We start from the raw sequence: 17,746 nt of genomic DNA, 5'->3' as shown, positions 1-17,746 counted from the left end.
TGGATGTAACTAGGACGGTACGGTAGGGTCTTCTGCCCAGGGACCCTACCTTGAAAGACTGCTAATGGCCGAACGCAGACACTCCCCCAATCACCACCGTACCCCAACCTATTTCTTCCCATACAAATACAAATCATCCGACCAGGTCGCCAGCCATTCCGGCTTATAGGCCACAAATACGGCGCAGAGCATGCCGGTAATTACGGCATCCCCCCAGGCCATCAGCCAGCGGGCAATCTGGCTCAGGTCTTCGTGCACACCGGGCAGGGCGTGGCCCAGTGCGGCAGAGAGCAGGCCAGCGGCAAACAGGCTCAGCAGCGTGCCCACAAAGCCACGGCCAAAGATATAGACAAAGATGCGTGTGCCCAGCCAGCGGCGCAGCAGCACGCCCCAGAGCATGGCGAAGGTGGCGGGGATAAGGCCGTGCCACACGGTCAGGCGCAGGGCTTCCGTGGCTTCCAGCGCAGGTGAAACCAGCCAGGCAATGGCTCCGACAGCACACAGCGTGGGGATGGCCAGCGGCCAGCCCAGGCACAGCATGACCAGGCATGCACCGGACCACTGCATCTGCAGCGGCATCTGGTGCAGCGTAGGCAAGGCCCATAGCCAGGGCAGCATGACCAGCGTGGCCAGCAGCGGCGTCCATAGTGGGGAGATATCGCCATGCGCTTGCGTGACCAGTGGCTTGCGGTGGGCCAGCAGCCGCCAGGGGTGCATGAGCAGGGCAGTCAGCAGGGCAATAACAAGAAGGGCAATTTCCAGCATGGGGCGATTGTGCGCGCGCCGCAGCGGTTTGCACCACCTGTGGCCACAGGTGGTGCATGTCTTGCATCAAGCCTTCAGCGGTGTGCCCAGGCTGCGCAGCACATCGCGCACCATCTGGGCGCGGGCCTTGGGGTCGGGCAGCTCGCGCTCAATGCGCAGCTTGTCATTGCCTGCCAGTTTGATGTGCTTGTTCTTCTGAATCAGGCTGATGATCTGCATCGGGTCAATCGGCGGATTGGGCTTGAAGGTGATGTTGATCACCCCTGGCGCTGCATCCACCTTGGCAACGCCATAGGGCTCAGACAGCACACGCAGGCGGTGGGTGTCGATCAGGGTCTGCGCCTGTGGGGGCAGCTTGCCAAAGCGGTCCACGATTTCTTCGAGCAGGTGGTCAATCTGGTCTGTGGTCTTGGCGGTGGCCAGCTTTTTGTAGAACGACAGGCGCAGCTGCACATCGCCACAGTAGTCGTTGGGCAGCAGGGCTGGCGCATGCAGATTGATTTCCGTGGTGGCTGCCATGGGCGAGAGCAGATCAGGCTCCTTGCCGTTCTTGAGGCTGCGCACGGCTTCGGCCAGCATTTCGTTGTAGAGCTGAAAGCCGATTTCCATCATGTTGCCACTCTGGTTTTCGCCCAGCACTTCACCCGCGCCGCGAATTTCCAGGTCATGCATGGCCAGGTAAAAGCCACTGCCCAGCTCTTCCATCTGCTGGATGGCTTCCAGGCGCTGCTGGGCCTGCTTGGTCAGGCCTTCTACGTCCGGCACCATCAGGTAGGCATAGGCCTGGTGGTGGCTGCGGCCCACGCGGCCACGCAGCTGGTGCAGCTGGGCCAGACCGAACTTGTCGGCACGGCTGATGACGATGGTGTTGGCCGTGGGTACGTCAATACCGGTTTCGATGATGGTGGAGCACAGCAGCACGTTGTAGCGCTGGGCCACAAAGTCACGCATGACGCGCTCCAGCTCGCGCTCGGGCATCTGGCCGTGGGCCACGGCAATGCGTGCCTCGGGCAGGATGGCTTCCAGCGCCTGGCGGCGGTTTTCGATGGTCTCCACCTCGTTGTGCAGAAAGTAGACCTGGCCGCCACGCTTGAACTCACGCAGCACGGCTTCGCGGATGACGCCCTGGCTTTCGCTGCGCACAAAGGTCTTGATGGCCAGGCGGCGCTGCGGTGCGGTGGCAATCACGGACAGATCGCGCAGGCCTTCCAGCGCCATGCCCATGGTGCGCGGAATGGGGGTGGCTGTGAGCGTGAGCACATCCACCTCGGCACGCATGGCCTTCATGGCCTCCTTGTGGCGCACGCCAAACCGGTGTTCCTCGTCAATGATGAGCAGGCCCAGATCCTTGAACTTCACGGAGCTGGACAGCAGCTTGTGCGTGCCAACCACAATGTCCACCGAGCCTTCACCCAGCCCCTGGAGTGCGGCATTGACCTCCTTGGTGGTGCGAAAACGCGAGACTTCGGCCACCCGGATGGGCCACTTGGAAAAGCGGTCCACCAGCGTCTGGTAGTGCTGCTCGGCCAGCAGGGTGGTGGGGGCAAGGAAAGCCACCTGCTTGCCGCCCATGGCAGCCACAAAGGCGGCGCGCAGGGCGACCTCGGTCTTGCCAAAGCCTACATCGCCGCAGACCAGACGGTCCATGGGCTGGGGGCTGAGCATGTCGTGAATCACGGCATGGATGGCCGCCTTCTGGTCAGCCGTTTCTTCAAAGCCAAAGTCCTGGGCGAACTGCTCGTAGTCCTGCACATTCAGACGGAAGGCATGGCCTTCACGCGCAGCGCGGCGGGCGTAGATGTTGAGCAGCTCGGCGGCTGCATCGCGCACCTGCTCGGCAGCCTTGCGCTTGGCTTTTTCCCACTGGTTGCTGCCCAGGTTGTGCAAGGGCGCAGATTCGGGGGTGACGCCGGTGTAGCGGCTGATGTGGTGCAACTGGCTGACGGGCACATAGAGCACGGCATTCTTGGCGTATTCCAGGTGCAGAAACTCCTGCAGCGCAGGCGTGCCGTCTTCGTTCTTCTGGCCCACATCCATGTTCACCAGGCCGTGGTAGCGGCCGATGCCATGCTGGCTGTGTACGACCGGGTCGCCGACTTTCAGCTCGGACAAGTCCTTGATCAGCGCGTCCACATCGCTGACCTGTTCCTGCTTCTTGCGCCGGCGTGTGCTGCCGGAGGTAGAGGCAAACAGCTCGGTCTCGGTAACAAAGTCAATGCCCGTTTCCACCCACGCAAAGCCGCGCATCAGGTTGGAGGTGGCAATGCCCAGGGGTTCGCTGTCTTCACCCTGAAATTCCGCCAGCGAGTCAAATGCAGGCGGGTTCAGGTGCGAAGAGCGCAGAAAGTCCAGCAGGCTTTCACGGCGACCATCGCTTTCAGCCAGCACCAGCACACGGCGGCCTGCGCTGCGCACATGGGCCTGCAGGCGCTGCAGCGGGTCTTCCGCACCGCGTACCACGGACAGGTCAGGCAGGGTCTGGAACCAGGCGCTGTCTGGCACATCGTCTACCTTGGGGCGCAGGGCCAGCTGTGGGTAGGGCTTGGCGCAGGCGTAGAACTGCTCGGCGTTCAGAAACAGGGTTTCGGGTGGCAGTGCAGGGCGCTCCGGGTCGCCCTGCACCAGGCGATAGCGTTCCTTGGTGTCCTGCCAGAAGCGCTGGAAGGCAGGCTCCAGCTCGCCATGCAGCACCAGGGTGGCATCCTCGCCCAGGTAGTCGAACACCGTGGCGGTGTCGTCAAAGAACAGCGGCAGGTAGTACTCAATACCGGCCGTGGCAACGCCCGCACCCATGTCCTTGTAGATGCGGCTGCGTGTGGGGTCGCCTTCCAGCAGTTCGCGCCAGCGGTGGCGGAATTTGGCGCGGGCATCCTCATCCATGGGGAATTCGCGCCCGGGCAGCAGGCGTACCTGGGGCACGGTGTCCTGGCTGCGCTGGGTGTCCGGGTCAAAGGTGCGGATGGTGTCGATCTCGTCATCGAACAGATCCACACGGTAGGGCACGGGCGACCCCATGGGGAAGAGGTCAATCAGCCCACCGCGCACGGCATATTCGCCGTGGCTGACCACTTGCGAGACATGCTGGTAGCCCGCCAGCGTCAGCTGGGCCTTGAGCTTGGCTTCGTCCAGCTTCTGGCCTTGCTTGAACTCAAAGGTGTAGCCCGCCAGAAAAGACGGAGGGGCCAGTCGGTACAGCGCCGTGGTCGCAGGCACCAGCACCACGTCGGCACCGCTTTCATGGTCACGCTGGCGAATGCGCCACAGCGTAGCCAGGCGCTCACTGATCAGATCCTGGTGTGGAGAGAAAGTGTCGTAGGGCAGGGTTTCCCAGTCAGGGAACAGGGCCGTGCGCAGCTCGGGCGCGAAGAAGGCCATTTCGTCGATCAGGCGCTGCGCATCGCTGGCATCAGCAGTGACGATGACCGTCAGGCGGCCAGCGCTTTTTTCGCGTTCGGCAAGACGTGCCAGCAGCAGTGCATCGGCACTGCCAACGGGCATGGGCAGGGCAAAACGTTTACCGGGCGAGAGTTTGGGCAAGTCCATGGGCGCAGAAGTTTCTGAGTGCGACAGGCGCAGAGCCTGCAAAAAGCGCGGGAATGTGACCAGCTGCCGCTGGGGCGAAGCCGTCGATTTTAGAATGCGGCGCATGACTGACTTGCTAGCCGCCGCCAATGTGCCATGGTCCGCGCAGGGGCGTTTCTGGGGCCTGATTCCGTGTGCCGGTGTCGGTGCACGCGCCATTCCTGCGGGTGCGCCCACGCCCGATCTGCCCAAACAGTACCACCCCGTTGCAGGGCAGCCTCTGGTGCTGCATACGCTGGCGGCGTTCGCTGGTGTGCAGCGTCTGGCGGCAACGCTGGTGGCGGTGGCTCCGCGCGACCAGTTTCTGGACAGCTATGCCAGTCCATCCTGGTTTCATGTGCCGTGCGGTGGCGCAACCCGGGCCGACACCGTCATGGGTGGCCTCAAGGTGCTGCTGGAGCGTGGTGCCGCAGAAGAGGACTGGGTGCTGGTACACGATGCAGCGCGTTGCCTGGTCACCTCGGAGCAGATTAACCAGCTGATCGATGCCTGCCAGAGCGACAGCGTAGGCGGCCTGCTGGCACACAAGCTGCCTGATACGCTCAAAGCTGCCATGGTGGAAGACGGCAGCGCACGTGTGGCAGCCACCGTAGACCGCAGCGACAAATGGCTGGCACAGACGCCGCAGATGTTCCGCATTGGCGTGCTGCTGCAGGCGCTGCAGCGCATGGGGGCTGTAGCGACGGATGAGGCCAGTGCCATGGAAGCCATGGGCCTGCGGCCCAAGCTGGTACCTGGCGGTGCGCAGAACTTTAAAGTGACCTATCCCGATGACTTTGCCCTGGCCGAAGCCGTGCTGCAGCAGCGCAGGCAGGTGGCGGAGCAGGTTGTTTCGAATTAATAATCAAATTGGCCGCAAACCCGCAAGGGTACTGCGCAAATAGCTATGAATTTTCGTATTGGCGAAGGCTGGGACGTACATGCTCTGGTGGAGGGGCGCAAGCTCATCATTGGTGGTGTAGAGATTCCCCACGACAAGGGGCTGCTCGGTCACTCCGATGCTGACGTGCTGCTGCACGCCATCACAGATGCCATCCTCGGTGCGGCCGGAATGGGGGATATTGGCCGCCACTTTCCGGACACGGCCGTGGAGTTCAAGGGGGTAGACTCGTTCGTGCTGCTGCAGGAAGCCGCGCGCCGCGTGCGTGAAAAAGGCTGGGAGTTTGGCAATATCGACAGCACCGTGATTGCCCAGAAGCCCAAGCTGGCACCACACATTCCCGCCATGCAGCAGCGCATTGCTGATGCATTGGGGATCAGTGTGGAGCAGGTCAACGTCAAGGCCAAGACGGCGGAGAAGATGGGTCCGGTCGGTGAGCTGCAGGCCATGGAAGCCAATGCCGTGGCGCTGATCTACAAGCCCTGAAAAATATAGCTGTCAGCGTTTGCTGTATCTTCCCTGGAGGCACTTTTGATGCATAAAAAAGTCCTGTGTGCCAGATGGCATGCAGGGCTTTTTGTTGGGTGAGCCTGGCTCAGATGGTGTTATCAGGCGGCAGGTGGCGCTTGACCTGGGGGCGCTGCAGGCGGTGCTTCGGGTCCTGGCCGGTGGGCACATCGGTCACACGCTGCAGCTGGATGTTGGCTGCAATACCGCCGCCGTTGGCATTGGTGATGGTGAAGATGCCGCCCATGCGCTGCACGGTGCGGTCCACGATGGACAGGCCCAGACCAGCACCCGCTGCCGCCGTGCGTGCAGAGTCACCACGGAAGAAAGGCTGGGTCAGCCGTGCCAGCTGGTCGGGCGGCACACCGGGGCCGTGGTCGCGGATGCGCATCAGCACCCAGTTTTCACGGGTCTTGAGCGTGATGTCCACATAGGTGGTTTCGGTGTCCACGGTCTTGCCGTAGCGGCGGGCGTTTTCCAGCAGGTTGGAGATCACGCGGGCCAGTTCGATCTCGTCCGCCATGACATAGATGTCATCCGGAATCGACATGCTGATCTGCAGCTCGCGGTGGTTCTGCACGGCATAGACGCAGGACGACACCACAGCATGCAGGTTCACCACGGTGAGCGAGACAAAGTCAGGCCGTGCGTAGTCCAGGAATTTGTCGATGGTCGCATCCAGTTGCACGATGTCGGCCACCATGTGCTGGCGGGCAATATCGTCATGCACGCTCATTTCCGTTTCCAGGCGCAGGCGTGCCAGCGGGGTGCGCAGGTCGTGCGAGATGCCGGCCAGCATCACGGCGCGTTCTTGCTCCAGCTGCGCCAGTTTTTGCGCCATGCGGTTAAAGCCGATGTTGACCTCGCGAATCTCACTGGTCACCGCCTCTTCGTCGAGGTGGCTGGCCGCAAAGTCGCCATCACGCACGCGGTTGGCGGCATAGCTCAGCTGCTTGAGGGGACGGTTGATCAGTCGGGCAATCACGGCTGCGCCTGCCAGCGACAGAATGCCCGCCGTGCTCAGCCAGATCAGCCAGGTGCGGCTGCTGGCGGTGGTAAAGCGTGATTGATCGAGCAACAACCAGTTGGGGTCGTTGTCGATGGTAAAGCTCACCCACAGGCCAGGTTCGCCATTGACGCTGCGCGCCAGAATGGTGTCTTCGCCCAGGCGTGAGGTCAGCAGCTCATCCAGGCGCAGGTTCAGTTGCGTGGGCGGCAGCTCTTCAAAACTGTCGGAAGGCTCACGGGGGCGAATAAGCACGCCTTCCTGGTCTGCCATGGTCTTGATCAAGGAGACGCGGGCGATGGCATCCGAGTGCTGTAGCGCTGCGCGGCTCAGACTCACCAGAGAGGCAATCTGCTGTGCCGTCTGCAGCGTGCGCGGGTCAAACTCCAGGGCGCGCAGGGTCTGCAGCCAGGCCAGGATGCTGCCCAGCAGCAGCAGTGCGAGAAGGAAAAAAGTGCGCCAGAAAAGGTTCAGGCCCACACGAGCGTGTTTGCTGGACTTTTCCGGTGCGTCACTGCTTTCACTGGCTGGAGTGCTTTCAGCAAACATAAAGAGACGGGAGAAGAGGGCAGAGGGCGCACGAGGCGCCTTGGGAGAGAACAAACCAGAAAGTTTAGTTGGTGCCGTCTGGAACGAACACGTAGCCTACACCCCAGACAGTCTGGATGTAGCGTGGAGCGGCAGCGTCTTCCTCGATCAGCTTGCGCAGGCGCGAAACCTGTACGTCCAGGCTGCGGTCGAAGGGCTCAAACTCACGGCCACGGGCCAGCATAGCCAGTTTTTCGCGCGACAGTGGCTGGCGGGGGTGGCGCACCAGTGCCTTGAGCATGGCGAATTCGCCTGTCGTCAGTGGCAGCTCTTCGCCGTTCTTCTGCAGCACGCGGGTGCCCAGGTCGAAAGTGAAGGGGCCAAAGCTGACCACTTCGTTGTCGCCCGAGGGTGCGCCTGGCGCTTCCACCGGGGGGCGGCGGCGCAGCACGGCGTGAATGCGCGCCAGCAGTTCGCGTGGGTTGAATGGCTTGCCCAGGTAGTCGTCAGCGCCGACTTCCAGACCCACGATGCGGTCCACATCTTCGCCCTTGGCTGTGAGCATGATGATGGGCGTGCGGTCGTTGGCGGAACGCAGACGGCGGCAGATGGACAGGCCGTCTTCACCGGGCATCATCAAATCCAGCACGATGAGGTCCACGGTCTCGCGCAACAAAATGCGGTTGAGCGCCTTCCCGTCTTCTGCAATCATGACCTCAAAGCCTTCCTGCGTCAGATAGCGGCGCAGCAGATCACGGATGCGTGCATCATCATCAACGACGAGGATCTTGTCGGTACGGTTTGTGGTTGTGGGCATGGATATTCCCCCTTGTCCAATTTGTAACAGAGCTAATTCTGACCAGCTTGGCGCAAAAAATTCCGCTTTTTGTCATTGTTTGACACAGTGTTACATGTCTTTCGAAAAGACGAAAACAGATTTCGCGGAAAAAAAGCCTTTGTCTGTCATGCTTTAGCGGTGTTTGCAGGCGTTTGAGTGCCTGCTTCCATGAAAAGGAGTTCCTCTATGTCTTTGGGTCGAATGTCCGCAAGTTTTTTGCGCCAGCCACGCCGTGTGCTGATGACCGGAGTGATCACGATGGCCGCTGCAGCGGGCGCAGGTACTGCAGCCCATGCCCAGCAGGCAGAGCCATTGCGCAATGTGGTGCAGCTGTCGGCATCGGGCAGTGTGGAAGTGGATCAGGACTGGCTGCAGATGCAGCTGTCTGCTGTGCGTGAAGGCAGCAGTGCTGCGGTTGTGCAGCAGCAGCTCAAGCAGGTGGTGGAGGCGGCGCTGCGCAGCCTGCAGCCTCAGGCGCAGGGTCAGGACATGCAGGTACACAGCGGCAGCTTCGGCGTGTACCCACGCCAGGATGATCAGGGCAAGATCAAGGGCTGGCAGGGTCGCGCCGAGGTGGTGCTGGAGGGCAGAGACTTTGCCCGCATCAGCCAAGCTGCGGCACAGGTGCAGGACATGGCGGTCTCCAGCATGGGTTTCGGACTTTCCAGAGGAGGTCGCCAGAAGGTGCTGGAGCAGGCACAGGCCGATGCTATTGGCCAGTTCAAGCAGCGCGCGAGTTTTTTGGCCAAGCAGTTTGGGTTTTCAGGCTACACCCTGCGTGAGGTCAATGTGAACACGCAGGACGGCTTCTACGCCCCCCGCATGCAGCGTGCTGGCCTGGTCATGGCCGTGGCGGAGAAAGCCGACATGGCCTCTCCCGTGCCTGTAGAGGCAGGCAAGGAACAGGTGACGGTACAGGTGTCTGGCTCCATCCAGTTGCATTAAAAAAACATAGCTGTCAGCGCTTGCTGCACGGGCGCTGGAAGCCAAAAAGCCTCTGAATTGCTTCAGAGGCTTTCTGTCATGGATGCAGGTTGGGCGTGAGGTGAGGGCCTTACTGCGCGGCCCAGCCGCCATCCATATTCCATGCTGCGCCGCGCACATTGGCGGCTGCTTCTGAGCAGAAGAACACGGCCAGTGCACCCAGCTCCTCGGGCGTTGTGAAGCGCATGGAGGGTTCTTTTTCACCCAGCAGCTGTTCGGTCGCGGCTTCTATGCTGATGCCGCTGGCAGCTGCCTTGGCCTCGACCTGTTTTTGCACCAGCGGCGTCAGCACCCAGCCGGGGCAGATGGCATTGCAGGTAATGCCGGTGGTGGCGGTCTCCAGTGCAGTCACCTTGGTCAGGCCGACCAGGCCGTGCTTGGCAGCGACGTAGGCAGATTTCTGGGCAGAGGCAACCAGACCATGGACGGAGGCGATATTGATGATGCGCCCCCAGTTGGCTGCTCGCATGGCAGGCAGGGCCAGGCGTGTGGTGTGAAAGGCGCTGGAGAGGTTGATGGCCAAAATGGCATCCCACTTCTCGGGGGGGAAATCTTCCACGGCGGCGACGTGCTGGATGCCTGCGTTGTTCACAACAATGTCGATGCGCCCGAAGCGCTCGGCACCAAAGGTCATCATGGCTTCAATCTCGGCAGGCTTGCTCATGTCTGCTCCGTGGTAGTCCACGGCAATGCCGTGCGCGGCTCCTGCTGCCTTGACTTCTGCAATGGCTGCCTCGCTGTCTCCAAAACCGTTGAGAAGAATGCTGGCGCCCTGGGCTGCCAGCGACCGGGCAATCCCCAGGCCGATGCCGCTGGTGGAACCTGTGACCAAAGCAGTTTTGCCTTTGAGCATATGAAAGCCTCCGCTGAATATGAATTAGGATGGATGTATCCATTTTCATGGCACCACCGGAAATCGCCTACCCATGATTGAACCTACGCTGAAATACGTAACCTGCCCTGGCGCGGCAGCGCAAGGCGGCGGCAGCCATGAAATGGCGTACTGGGAGTGGAACCAGACCGAAAATCCCGCGCATCCGCATGTGATCATGTGTGTGCACGGTCTGACACGCCAGGGCCGCGACTTTGATGTGCTGGCGCGCAGTCTGAGTCAGCATGCCCGCGTGATCTGCCCGGATGTGGCAGGGCGCGGCAAAAGTGACTGGCTGGCGGGTCCCATGCAGTACGGCATGGCGCAATATGCGCAGGATATGCTGGCCTTGCTTACGCAGCTGCATGCCCAGGCTCCGATGCTGCGGCTGGACTGGGTGGGCACCAGCATGGGAGGGTTGATTGGCATGGTGATCGCAGGCAGTCCAGAGCTACCCCTGCCTGTGCCAGTGCGGCGTCTGCTGCTCAATGATGTAGGCCCTGTGCTGGCCTGGCCTGCCTTGCAGCGCATTGCCTGCTATGTAGGCAAGACGGGGAGCTTTGACAGCCTGCAGCAGGGTGCAGATGCGCTGCGTACGATTTCCGCAGGCTTTGGACCGCACACGGATGCAGACTGGCTGGCGCTGTCGCGCCCCATGCTGCGCCAGAGGGAGGATGGGCGCTGGACGCTGCACTACGACCCCGCCATTGCAGTACCGTTTCAGCAGCTCGCACAGCAGGCCTCTGAGCAGGGCCAGGCACTATGGTGGTGCCTGTATGACCGTATCAAGGCACAGACTTTGCTTGTTCGTGGTGCACAGTCAGACTTGCTGACATCTGAAACAGCACGGGACATGCAGCAGCGTGGACCTCTTGCACAATGTGTGGAACTTGAAGGCGTGGGTCATGCCCCCACCTTTGTGGCGAATGACCAGGTGGTCATCGCACGGAATTTCTTGTTGGGTGATGAATGAAAAAAGAGCAAAAACAATGGTTGCGTAAGCTGCAGGCGCTTACGTCTCGAATGGACGGAGGACTGACATGCGCAGCGTGACATCATTGCCCCCAACAACTGGAGAAGACGGAGCCGTACCAGCGACACTTCAGCCCTCTGCCATCAGTGGTGAGCTGCCTCATCTGCTGGCTGCAACGGCCGGAGCCATTCCTGACCAGGTAGACGCGCTGCGCCGCGCCCGTGCGTTTGCCGAGCCGTTGCTGGTTGGGGAAGAGCTGGCATCGGGCGAGAACACGCTGGCCCACGCAGACGCCACGGCGGCCATTGTCAAAGGCATTGGTGGCTCGGAAGCCATGCAGGCCGCCTGCTATCTGGTCTATGCCAGCATGCACCTGAACAAGCCTCTGGAGGTACTGACCAAGGCCTTTGGTGCCAACTTTGCGCAGCTGGCGGTGGAAACCACCAAGCTCATGCACTTTCAGCAGCAGGCGCGCGCCGGTGACAGCAGCCTGCGCGTGGATGACCCCGCCACGCAGACCGAAACCGTGCGCAAGATGCTGCTGGGCTTTTCGCGTGATGTGCGTGTGGTGCTGCTGCGCCTGGCTTCGCGCCTGCAGACGCTGCGCTGGTATGCCGCCAGCAAGCGGCCAGTTTCGCCCAGCATGGCCTATGAGGCGCTGCATGTGTTTGCGCCGCTGGCCAACCGTCTGGGGATCTGGCAGATCAAATGGGAGCTGGAAGACCTGTCCTTCCGCTTTCTGGAGCCAGACACTTACCGCGACATTGCCAAGCTGCTCGACGAAAAGCGCGCCGAGCGTGAGGTCTACATGGAGCAGCTGCGCATGCGGCTGGAAGCCGATCTGTCTGCCTATGGCATCAAGGCCACGGTGTCTGGCAGACCCAAGCACATCTACAGCATCATCAAGAAGATGCGTGGCAAGTCGCTGAACTTCGACCAGCTGTTTGATATTCGCGCCCTGCGTGTGGTCGTGCCTACGGTCAAGGATTGCTATACGGCACTTTCCTGGGTGCATGAACATTTTCAGCCCATTGAGTCGGAGTTTGACGACTACATCGCCAAGCCCAAGCCCAATGGCTACCAGTCGTTGCACACGGTGGTGCGTGACCCGCAGGGGCGGGCGATTGAAATCCAGATCCGTACCCAGGCCATGCACGACCATGCAGAAAACGGGGTGGCGGCACACTGGGCATACAAGGAAGCAGGCACCAAAGGCTATGCAGGTGTCAGCGCCACGGGTGAATACGATGCCAAGATTGCCGTGCTGCGCCAGCTGCTGGCCTGGGGCAAGGACTTGTCGGAGACGCCTTCGCACCGCAGCCTGTTTGACGACCGCATCTATGTACTCACGCCGGATGCGGCGGTGATCGAGCTGCCACAGGGCGCAACGCCCGTGGACTTTGCCTATTCCGTGCACACCAACCTTGGCCACCGCTGCCGTGGTGCACGCGTGGATGGCAATATGGTGCCGCTCAATACCGTGCTGCAAAGTGGTCAGACCGTGGAAATCACCACGGTCAAGGAAGAGCGCCCCTCACGCGACTGGCTCAACCCCGAGCTGGGCTACCTGGTCAGCAACCGCGCCAAGGCCAAGGTACGCGCCTGGTTCAATGCCCAGGCCACACACGAAACCATCACGCGTGGCCGCGAGTCGGTAGAAAAACTGCTGCAGCGTGAAGGCAAGACGGCCATCAAGCTGGAAGACCTGGCCACGCAGCTGGGCTTCAAGTCGGCCGATGCGCTGTTTGAAGTGGTGGGCAAGGACGAATACTCGCTGCGCAATATCGAAGCCGTGCTGCGCCCGGCCGAGCCTGAGCAGCCCGAGGAAAGCATTCAGGCTATGGTGCGCAAGCCTCGCGCCAACAATCCTGCGCACAAGGGCAGCGTGCTGGTGGTCGGGGTGGATTCGCTCATGACGCAGCTGGCCAAATGCTGCAAGCCTGCACCGCCTGACGATATCCGGGGCTTTGTGACGCGCGGCAAAGGCGTGAGCGTGCACCGCAGCGATTGCAGCAACTTCCGCGAAATGGCAGCGCGCAATGAAGAGCGTGTGATTGATGTGGCCTGGGACAGCCCCAAGAGTGAAAAGCTCACCGCTGTCTACCCGGTCGACGTATCGGTGGAAGCCGCCGACCGCCAGGGCTTGCTGCGCGATATCTCGGATGTGTTTGCCAAGGAAAAGACCAATGTCATTGGTGTGCAGACCCAGTCCGTCAAGGGCACGGCGTGGATGACATTCACGGTGGAGGTCTCGGATTCCGGTCGCCTGAACAAGGTGCTGGGCATTGTGGCCACCGTTCCCGGTGTGCGTGCAGCGCGCAGGCGCTAATTTTTGTACTTTTTCTGAAGCGTCAGAAAACGGTGCTACAATTGCGTCTTCTGATGATTCAGGCGCGTAGCTCAGTTGGTTAGAGCACCACCTTGACATGGTGGGGGTCGTTGGTTCGAATCCAATCGCGCCTACCAAACAACGCAGGCATTAACCAAGCCTGAAAAAAGAAGTGCCACACTGCAAAGTGTGGCATTTTTTTGTCCGTCTCAGAACTTCACACCTGCAAGCAGTGCCTGTTCTGCGGAACAGCACGGGCATTTGCGCATGGGCTGGCCGCATGCCCTGAGCGGCCAGCCAGTCTTTTAGTGACTCTCAATCCCCAGAAATTGAAACGGCGCCGTTGCCTGGAACTGTGGCGTTGCATTGCCAGCGTAGGTGTGGCTCTGGTTGTGGCCCAGGTCCAGTTTCATGACCTTGCCGGTTTTTTCGCTGAAGTCCAGGGACTTGAGGTCTACCCAGAAGGTGTTCGGGGTGAGGGCGGAGTCAAAGAAATACAGCTTGCGCTGGTGGTCAAACACGGTACGCCAGCGTGTAGACGAGATGTTGGGCTCTTCCGGCGTGGTCAGGCCGTAGGGCACGGAGACATTGCGGATCACGCTCAGCACGCTGGCCAGCGCCAGATTGGGATCTTCGCTTTTAGGCACTGCATTCACATAGAAAGAGGCGCGTGCAAAGCGGTCAGCGGCGCGGTTGGTGCCGGGTAAGAACGTGGTGCCACCTACCGCCTGCCAGTACTTGTTGACGGCCAGCTGCTGATCAAAGGTGGGAGAGTTGGTCATCACCTGATAGTCACGGCTGTGGTGTATGACCTGCTTGCCATCGATGTATTCAATGATGGCGCTGTCCCCGCTGGAGTCGGACATGGACAGGTGCAAGGTGGTCAGCCGACTTTCACCGGGGATATTGTCGGTGACGATGGTGAAAGGTTCTTTGGCCAGTGCATCGACTGCTTCCCGCACCGTGGCAAAGTTGTCCAGCACATACTGCGCCCAGGCTGCAATCGTCAGGCCAGGTTTGTTACTGGCATCGAATGCGGGGTATTGAGACTCCACCAGCCACAGCAAGTTGGCGTTCAGTCCGGCTTCATTGACGCCATCGGTGGTGGCAATGTCGTAGCCAGAGGTGATGACACTGCCATATCTGGAGGTCCACTGCAGCGAGTTGGCACCTGTCTGCCCATTGCGCTGCATGCCGCGAGGCAGTACCCAGAGGTTGCTCACAATGTCAGTCTTCCAGTCCATGGAGCGGGCTGTGACGATGTGCCCGTTGACACCGTGGTAGACAAGGCGGGTACAGGCCCAGGCGCTGGAAGCGGCTGCGGTGCATGCAATGCCAAGAAGACAGGCAGCAAGCTGTGGGCGGATGGTTGGCATTTTCATGGCGCGGCTTTGGTCATTGATGGGATGAGAGTGCGCCACGATAGCTGAATCTGCCCGCAACTACCGCAGCAACTGCCGCGATCTGGTGTAAGACGCCGTGCGCTTTGGGGCAGTGCAGGAGGATGCTCGAGCGGGTCACCTGCGGCCGAAAGCGGCACGCAGGTGAGTTGGTCCGGCTCACATCTTGGATGGCAGGGCTGTGACGATTTGCGGGAAGTACCACAGCATGACCAGCGCTAGCAGCATGAGCAAAAAGTAGGGAGCGCAGACCTTGGCGATGTAGGTGATCTGCTTGCCCGTCATGCTTTGCAGCACAAACAGGTTAAAGCCCACGGGTGGGGTGATCTGGGCGGTTTCCACGGTAATCACGAGGAAGATGCCAAACCACAGGGGGTCAATGCCTGCGGCCTGAATGATGGGCAGCACCACGCTCATGGTCAGCACAATGGTGGAGATGCCATCGAGGAAGCAGCCAATGAGAATGTAGAACAGGCCCAGCACCACGATGAGCATGGCAGGTGACAGGTTCAGGCTGCCCACATATTCCGCCAGCTGGCGTGGCAGGCCAATGTAGCCCATGGACAGGGTCATAAAGGCAGCGCCCGCCAGAATCAGGGCGATCATGCAGTACAGGCGCGTAGCGCCAAACAGCGAGGCCTTGAAGCTGTCCCAGGTCAGCGCCTTTTGCGAGGCAGATACCACCAGCGCACCAACCACACCAATCGCAGCCGCTTCGGTGGCCGTGGCAAAGCCGGTATAAATGCTCAGAATGACACTGCCAATGAGCAGCACTACGGGGATCAGATGGCGGGCTTCATACAGCTTCTGGCGCAGGCTGGTGCTGGCATCGGCCTTGGGCACTTTGTCGGGGTTGAGCAAGGCCCAGACCATGATCCAGCCGCCAAACAAGGCAGCCAGCAGCAGGCCTGGCAGTACACCAGCCATGAACAGCTTGGAAATCGACAGCTCGGCAGATACGCCATAGACGATCAGGATGATGGATGGCGGAATCAGCAGCCCCAGCGTGGCAGGGCCGCCCAGTGAACCAATGATCTGCGCCTCGGTGTAGCCGCGCTTTTTCAGCTCTGGAATATTGATCTTGCCTACGGTGGCGCAGGTGGCGGCCGACGAGCCTGAGACCGAGGCAAAAATGGTGCAGCCAATCACATTGGTGTGCAGCAGTCGGCCGGGCAGAGCGTTGACCCAGGGCGCCAGCCCCCGGAACATGCTCTCTGACAGGTTGGTGCGGTAAAGAATCTCGCCCATCCAGATGAACAGGGGCAAAGCCGTGAGCGTCCAGCTGCTGACAGAGCCCCAGATGGTCATTGCCATGGCATCACCTGCCGCACGGGACGTGAAGAACTCCATGCCAAACCAGGCTACGCCTGCCAAAGTCAGACCGACCCAGACACCACCGCTGAGCAGCACCAGCAGCACTACGACCAGGGCTACACTGGCGAAAATTTCATTCATGGTGGGCATCCTCCAGGCTGCGAGGCTTACGCTGGCCGGTGACTTCCAGCACCAGCTCGTCGCAGAAGGCGATAAAGAAAATCACGGTGCCTACGGCCATGAGCATCTGGGGAATCCACAAAGGGGTGGCATCAATGCCGATGGAGATGTCATCAATCTCCCAGGATTGCCACACCAGGCGGCAGGCATAAAAGGCCAGAAAACCAGCAAGCATGGTGGCAATCAACAGGGCGGTGACTTCGAGTGACTTCAGAGCTTTGCCCTTGAGCATGCCCAGAAACAGGGTGACGCGAATGTGCTCGCCAGCCTTGAGCGTGCTGGCCAGGGCCATAAAGCCCGCCCCGGCCATGGCATAGCCTGCATAGGCATCGGTGCCGGGTGCAGAAAAACCGAAGGCGCGGCTCAGAATGGTCAACAGCACCATCAGCAGCACGCCAACCATGGAAATACCTGCCAGCCAGGCGCTGGCCGCATACAGACCGTCAAGGAATCTGCGCATCAAAACCATCCTTCCATAGCCTGTGGGGGCTATGCCATGTGACGCAGCAGTGCACGCGTCACATGGCTGCCTTCATTACTTGCCGGTTTTGTAGGTGTCCAAAATGGCCTGGCCGTCTTTGCCAGCCTTTTCCAGCCATTCCTTGATGACCACTTCACCGACCTTGACCAGATCGGCCTTGAGCTCAGGAGATCCTTCCTCCACGATCATGCCGCCAGCCTTGAGGGTTTCAATGGACTTGGCATCCACTTCGCGCGAGGCTTTCCAGCCGCGCTCCTCGGCTTCGGTAGCTGCCTTGAGCACGGCTTCCTGCTCTTCTTTGCTCAGTGCATTGAAAGCCTTTTTGCCGACGGTGACAGCATTTTTCGGAATCCAGGCCTGCACGTTGTAGTAGTGCTTGAGGTTTTCAAACAGCTTGTTGTCAGCACCTGTGGCGCTGGACGTGATCAGCCCTTCGATGACGCCAGTGGCCAGAGCCTGAGACAGCTCGGCTTCCTGAATGGTCACAGGCTGGGCGCCGACCAGTTCACCAATGCGTGCGGTGGTGGGGGAGTACACGCGCCACTTCATGCCTTTGAGGTCTGCGGCCGAGTTCACAGGCTTTTTGGTGTAGATGCCTTGCGGAGGCCAGGCCACGGAATACAGCAGGACTTGCCCCTGCTTGTCCAGCAGCTGCTGCAGCGCAGGCTTCTGGGCCTGATAGAGCTTGTAGGCATCGTCATAGCTGCCGACCAGGAAAGGCAGGCCATCGGCACCAAAGATCGGGGCTTCGTTCTGGAAGCTCACCAGAAAGAATTCGCCCATCTGCGCATTGCCAGTCTGCACGGCACGCTTGATCTCGGGCATCTTGAACAGCGAGGCACCAAAGTGCGGGGTGATCTTGAGCTTGCCCTGTGTGGCTGCTTCCACATCCTTGACGAACTGTTCATTGTTCTTGGAGTGAAAGTTATGGGCTGGGTAGGCGGTTGCGAAATCCCACTTGGTCTGGGCTGCTGCAGTGCCTGCAAAGCCCACGCTGGCAGCCAGCGCAGTGGTTGCGATAAAGATTCGACGCTTCATGGATGACTCCTTTCGGGGTGGATGAAGGTGGTCGGACGCAACGCTGGGCGCAATGGCAGTCCACCACGGG

The 17,746-nt window shown here is 60.6% G+C and carries 14 protein-coding genes and 1 tRNA gene; 6 read left to right on the top strand and 9 right to left on the bottom strand.

Features of this window, described 5'->3' with window-relative positions:
* Nucleotides 1–108: 108 nt before the first annotated feature.
* Both B5M06_RS00460 and mfd read right to left on the bottom strand, forming a co-directional pair.
* Nucleotides 109–765: a hypothetical protein gene (locus B5M06_RS00460; protein WP_054066260.1), complete on the bottom strand. Its 657-nt coding sequence runs from the start codon at nucleotides 763–765 to the stop codon at nucleotides 109–111.
* Between the two features lie 66 nt (nucleotides 766–831).
* Nucleotides 832–4,308 (bottom strand): transcription-repair coupling factor, encoded by a 3,477-nt coding sequence (gene mfd, locus B5M06_RS00455; RefSeq protein WP_054066275.1) that lies wholly within the window; start codon nucleotides 4,306–4,308, stop codon nucleotides 832–834.
* A 103-nt stretch (nucleotides 4,309–4,411) separates the two neighbouring features.
* Between mfd and ispD the strand changes: the two genes are divergently transcribed.
* Nucleotides 4,412–5,188 carry a 2-C-methyl-D-erythritol 4-phosphate cytidylyltransferase gene (gene ispD / locus B5M06_RS00450; RefSeq protein ID WP_054066261.1) on the top strand — a complete coding sequence of 259 codons (777 nt, stop codon included), beginning with the start codon at nucleotides 4,412–4,414 and terminating at the stop codon, nucleotides 5,186–5,188.
* 45 nt (nucleotides 5,189–5,233) lie between these two features.
* Nucleotides 5,234–5,713: a 2-C-methyl-D-erythritol 2,4-cyclodiphosphate synthase gene (ispF, locus tag B5M06_RS00445; protein ID WP_054066262.1), complete on the top strand. Its 480-nt coding sequence runs from the start codon at nucleotides 5,234–5,236 to the stop codon at nucleotides 5,711–5,713.
* 109 nt (nucleotides 5,714–5,822) lie between these two features.
* Here the strand turns inward: ispF and B5M06_RS00440 are convergent, their stop codons facing one another.
* Nucleotides 5,823–7,289 carry a sensor histidine kinase gene (locus B5M06_RS00440; protein ID WP_054066263.1) on the bottom strand — a complete coding sequence of 489 codons (1,467 nt, stop codon included), beginning with the start codon at nucleotides 7,287–7,289 and terminating at the stop codon, nucleotides 5,823–5,825.
* A gap of 64 nt (nucleotides 7,290–7,353) precedes the next feature.
* A complete protein-coding gene (gene ompR, locus B5M06_RS00435) occupies nucleotides 7,354–8,085 on the bottom strand; it encodes an osmolarity response regulator transcription factor OmpR (protein WP_054066264.1) in 732 nt (243 codons plus the stop codon).
* A gap of 207 nt (nucleotides 8,086–8,292) precedes the next feature.
* On the opposite strand from ompR, the gene B5M06_RS00430 reads away from it, so the two are divergent.
* Nucleotides 8,293–9,051, top strand: a complete 759-nt coding sequence (locus B5M06_RS00430; protein WP_240183971.1) for an SIMPL domain-containing protein — start codon at nucleotides 8,293–8,295, stop codon at nucleotides 9,049–9,051.
* A gap of 109 nt (nucleotides 9,052–9,160) precedes the next feature.
* Here B5M06_RS00430 and B5M06_RS00425 read toward each other — a convergent pair whose 3' ends face one another.
* Nucleotides 9,161–9,943, bottom strand: coding sequence for a 3-hydroxybutyrate dehydrogenase (locus tag B5M06_RS00425; RefSeq protein WP_054066265.1), 783 nt, complete (start codon nucleotides 9,941–9,943; stop codon nucleotides 9,161–9,163).
* 73 nt (nucleotides 9,944–10,016) lie between these two features.
* Here B5M06_RS00425 and B5M06_RS00420 point away from each other — a divergent pair, with 73 nt between their 5' ends.
* The 3 genes from B5M06_RS00420 (at nucleotide 10,017) to B5M06_RS00410 (ending at nucleotide 13,400) form a co-directional block, all read left to right on the top strand.
* Entirely contained in the window at nucleotides 10,017–10,934 is a 918-nt protein-coding gene (locus B5M06_RS00420) for an alpha/beta fold hydrolase (protein ID WP_054066266.1), read from the top strand.
* A 67-nt stretch (nucleotides 10,935–11,001) separates the two neighbouring features.
* Complete coding sequence (locus B5M06_RS00415) at nucleotides 11,002–13,263, top strand: RelA/SpoT family protein (protein WP_054066267.1); 2,262 nt, start codon at nucleotides 11,002–11,004, stop codon at nucleotides 13,261–13,263.
* 60 nt (nucleotides 13,264–13,323) lie between these two features.
* Nucleotides 13,324–13,400: transfer RNA gene (locus B5M06_RS00410), tRNA-Val, on the top strand.
* A 168-nt stretch (nucleotides 13,401–13,568) separates the two neighbouring features.
* On the opposite strand, the gene B5M06_RS00405 is transcribed toward B5M06_RS00410, so the two are convergent.
* The 4 genes from B5M06_RS00405 to B5M06_RS00390 all read right to left on the bottom strand — a co-directional run bounded on the left by B5M06_RS00405 (nucleotide 13,569) and on the right by B5M06_RS00390 (nucleotide 17,676).
* Entirely contained in the window at nucleotides 13,569–14,639 is a 1,071-nt protein-coding gene (locus tag B5M06_RS00405; protein ID WP_420809990.1) for a linear amide C-N hydrolase, read from the bottom strand.
* 183 nt (nucleotides 14,640–14,822) lie between these two features.
* Entirely contained in the window at nucleotides 14,823–16,118 is a 1,296-nt protein-coding gene (locus B5M06_RS00400) for a TRAP transporter large permease (protein WP_054066278.1), read from the bottom strand.
* Nucleotides 16,111–16,617, bottom strand: a complete 507-nt coding sequence (locus B5M06_RS00395; RefSeq protein WP_054066268.1) for a TRAP transporter small permease — start codon at nucleotides 16,615–16,617, stop codon at nucleotides 16,111–16,113. The genes B5M06_RS00400 and B5M06_RS00395 overlap by 8 nt, the downstream gene beginning before the upstream one ends.
* Nucleotides 16,618–16,692: 75 nt before the next feature.
* Entirely contained in the window at nucleotides 16,693–17,676 is a 984-nt protein-coding gene (locus B5M06_RS00390; RefSeq protein WP_054066269.1) for a TRAP transporter substrate-binding protein, read from the bottom strand.
* Nucleotides 17,677–17,746 lie beyond the last annotated feature (70 nt).

It is taken from the genome of Comamonas kerstersii (assembly GCF_002056725.1).
GTDB classification, from domain to species: Bacteria; Pseudomonadota; Gammaproteobacteria; order Burkholderiales; family Burkholderiaceae_C; genus Comamonas; species Comamonas kerstersii.
This window is presented reverse-complemented; position numbering and strand designations above follow the sequence as displayed.

What these genes read in the sequence shown, in the direction of transcription:
- B5M06_RS00420 (WP_054066266.1), top strand. Translation starts at nt 10,017, where the DNA reads ATGATTGAACCTACGCTGAAATACGTAACCTGCCCTGGCGCGGCAGCG.
- B5M06_RS00390 (WP_054066269.1), bottom strand. Translation starts at nt 17,676, where the DNA reads ATGAAGCGTCGAATCTTTATCGCAACCACTGCGCTGGCTGCCAGCGTG.
- B5M06_RS00405 (WP_420809990.1), bottom strand. Translation starts at nt 14,639, where the DNA reads ATGCCAACCATCCGCCCACAGCTTGCTGCCTGTCTTCTTGGCATTGCA.
- mfd (WP_054066275.1), bottom strand. Translation starts at nt 4,308, where the DNA reads ATGGACTTGCCCAAACTCTCGCCCGGTAAACGTTTTGCCCTGCCCATG.
- B5M06_RS00415 (WP_054066267.1), top strand. Translation starts at nt 11,002, where the DNA reads ATGCGCAGCGTGACATCATTGCCCCCAACAACTGGAGAAGACGGAGCC.
- ispD (WP_054066261.1), top strand. Translation starts at nt 4,412, where the DNA reads ATGACTGACTTGCTAGCCGCCGCCAATGTGCCATGGTCCGCGCAGGGG.
- B5M06_RS00460 (WP_054066260.1), bottom strand. Translation starts at nt 765, where the DNA reads ATGCTGGAAATTGCCCTTCTTGTTATTGCCCTGCTGACTGCCCTGCTC.
- B5M06_RS00440 (WP_054066263.1), bottom strand. Translation starts at nt 7,289, where the DNA reads ATGTTTGCTGAAAGCACTCCAGCCAGTGAAAGCAGTGACGCACCGGAA.
- B5M06_RS00395 (WP_054066268.1), bottom strand. Translation starts at nt 16,617, where the DNA reads ATGCGCAGATTCCTTGACGGTCTGTATGCGGCCAGCGCCTGGCTGGCA.
- B5M06_RS00425 (WP_054066265.1), bottom strand. Translation starts at nt 9,943, where the DNA reads ATGCTCAAAGGCAAAACTGCTTTGGTCACAGGTTCCACCAGCGGCATC.
- B5M06_RS00400 (WP_054066278.1), bottom strand. Translation starts at nt 16,118, where the DNA reads ATGAATGAAATTTTCGCCAGTGTAGCCCTGGTCGTAGTGCTGCTGGTG.
- ispF (WP_054066262.1), top strand. Translation starts at nt 5,234, where the DNA reads ATGAATTTTCGTATTGGCGAAGGCTGGGACGTACATGCTCTGGTGGAG.
- B5M06_RS00430 (WP_240183971.1), top strand. Translation starts at nt 8,293, where the DNA reads ATGTCTTTGGGTCGAATGTCCGCAAGTTTTTTGCGCCAGCCACGCCGT.
- ompR (WP_054066264.1), bottom strand. Translation starts at nt 8,085, where the DNA reads ATGCCCACAACCACAAACCGTACCGACAAGATCCTCGTCGTTGATGAT.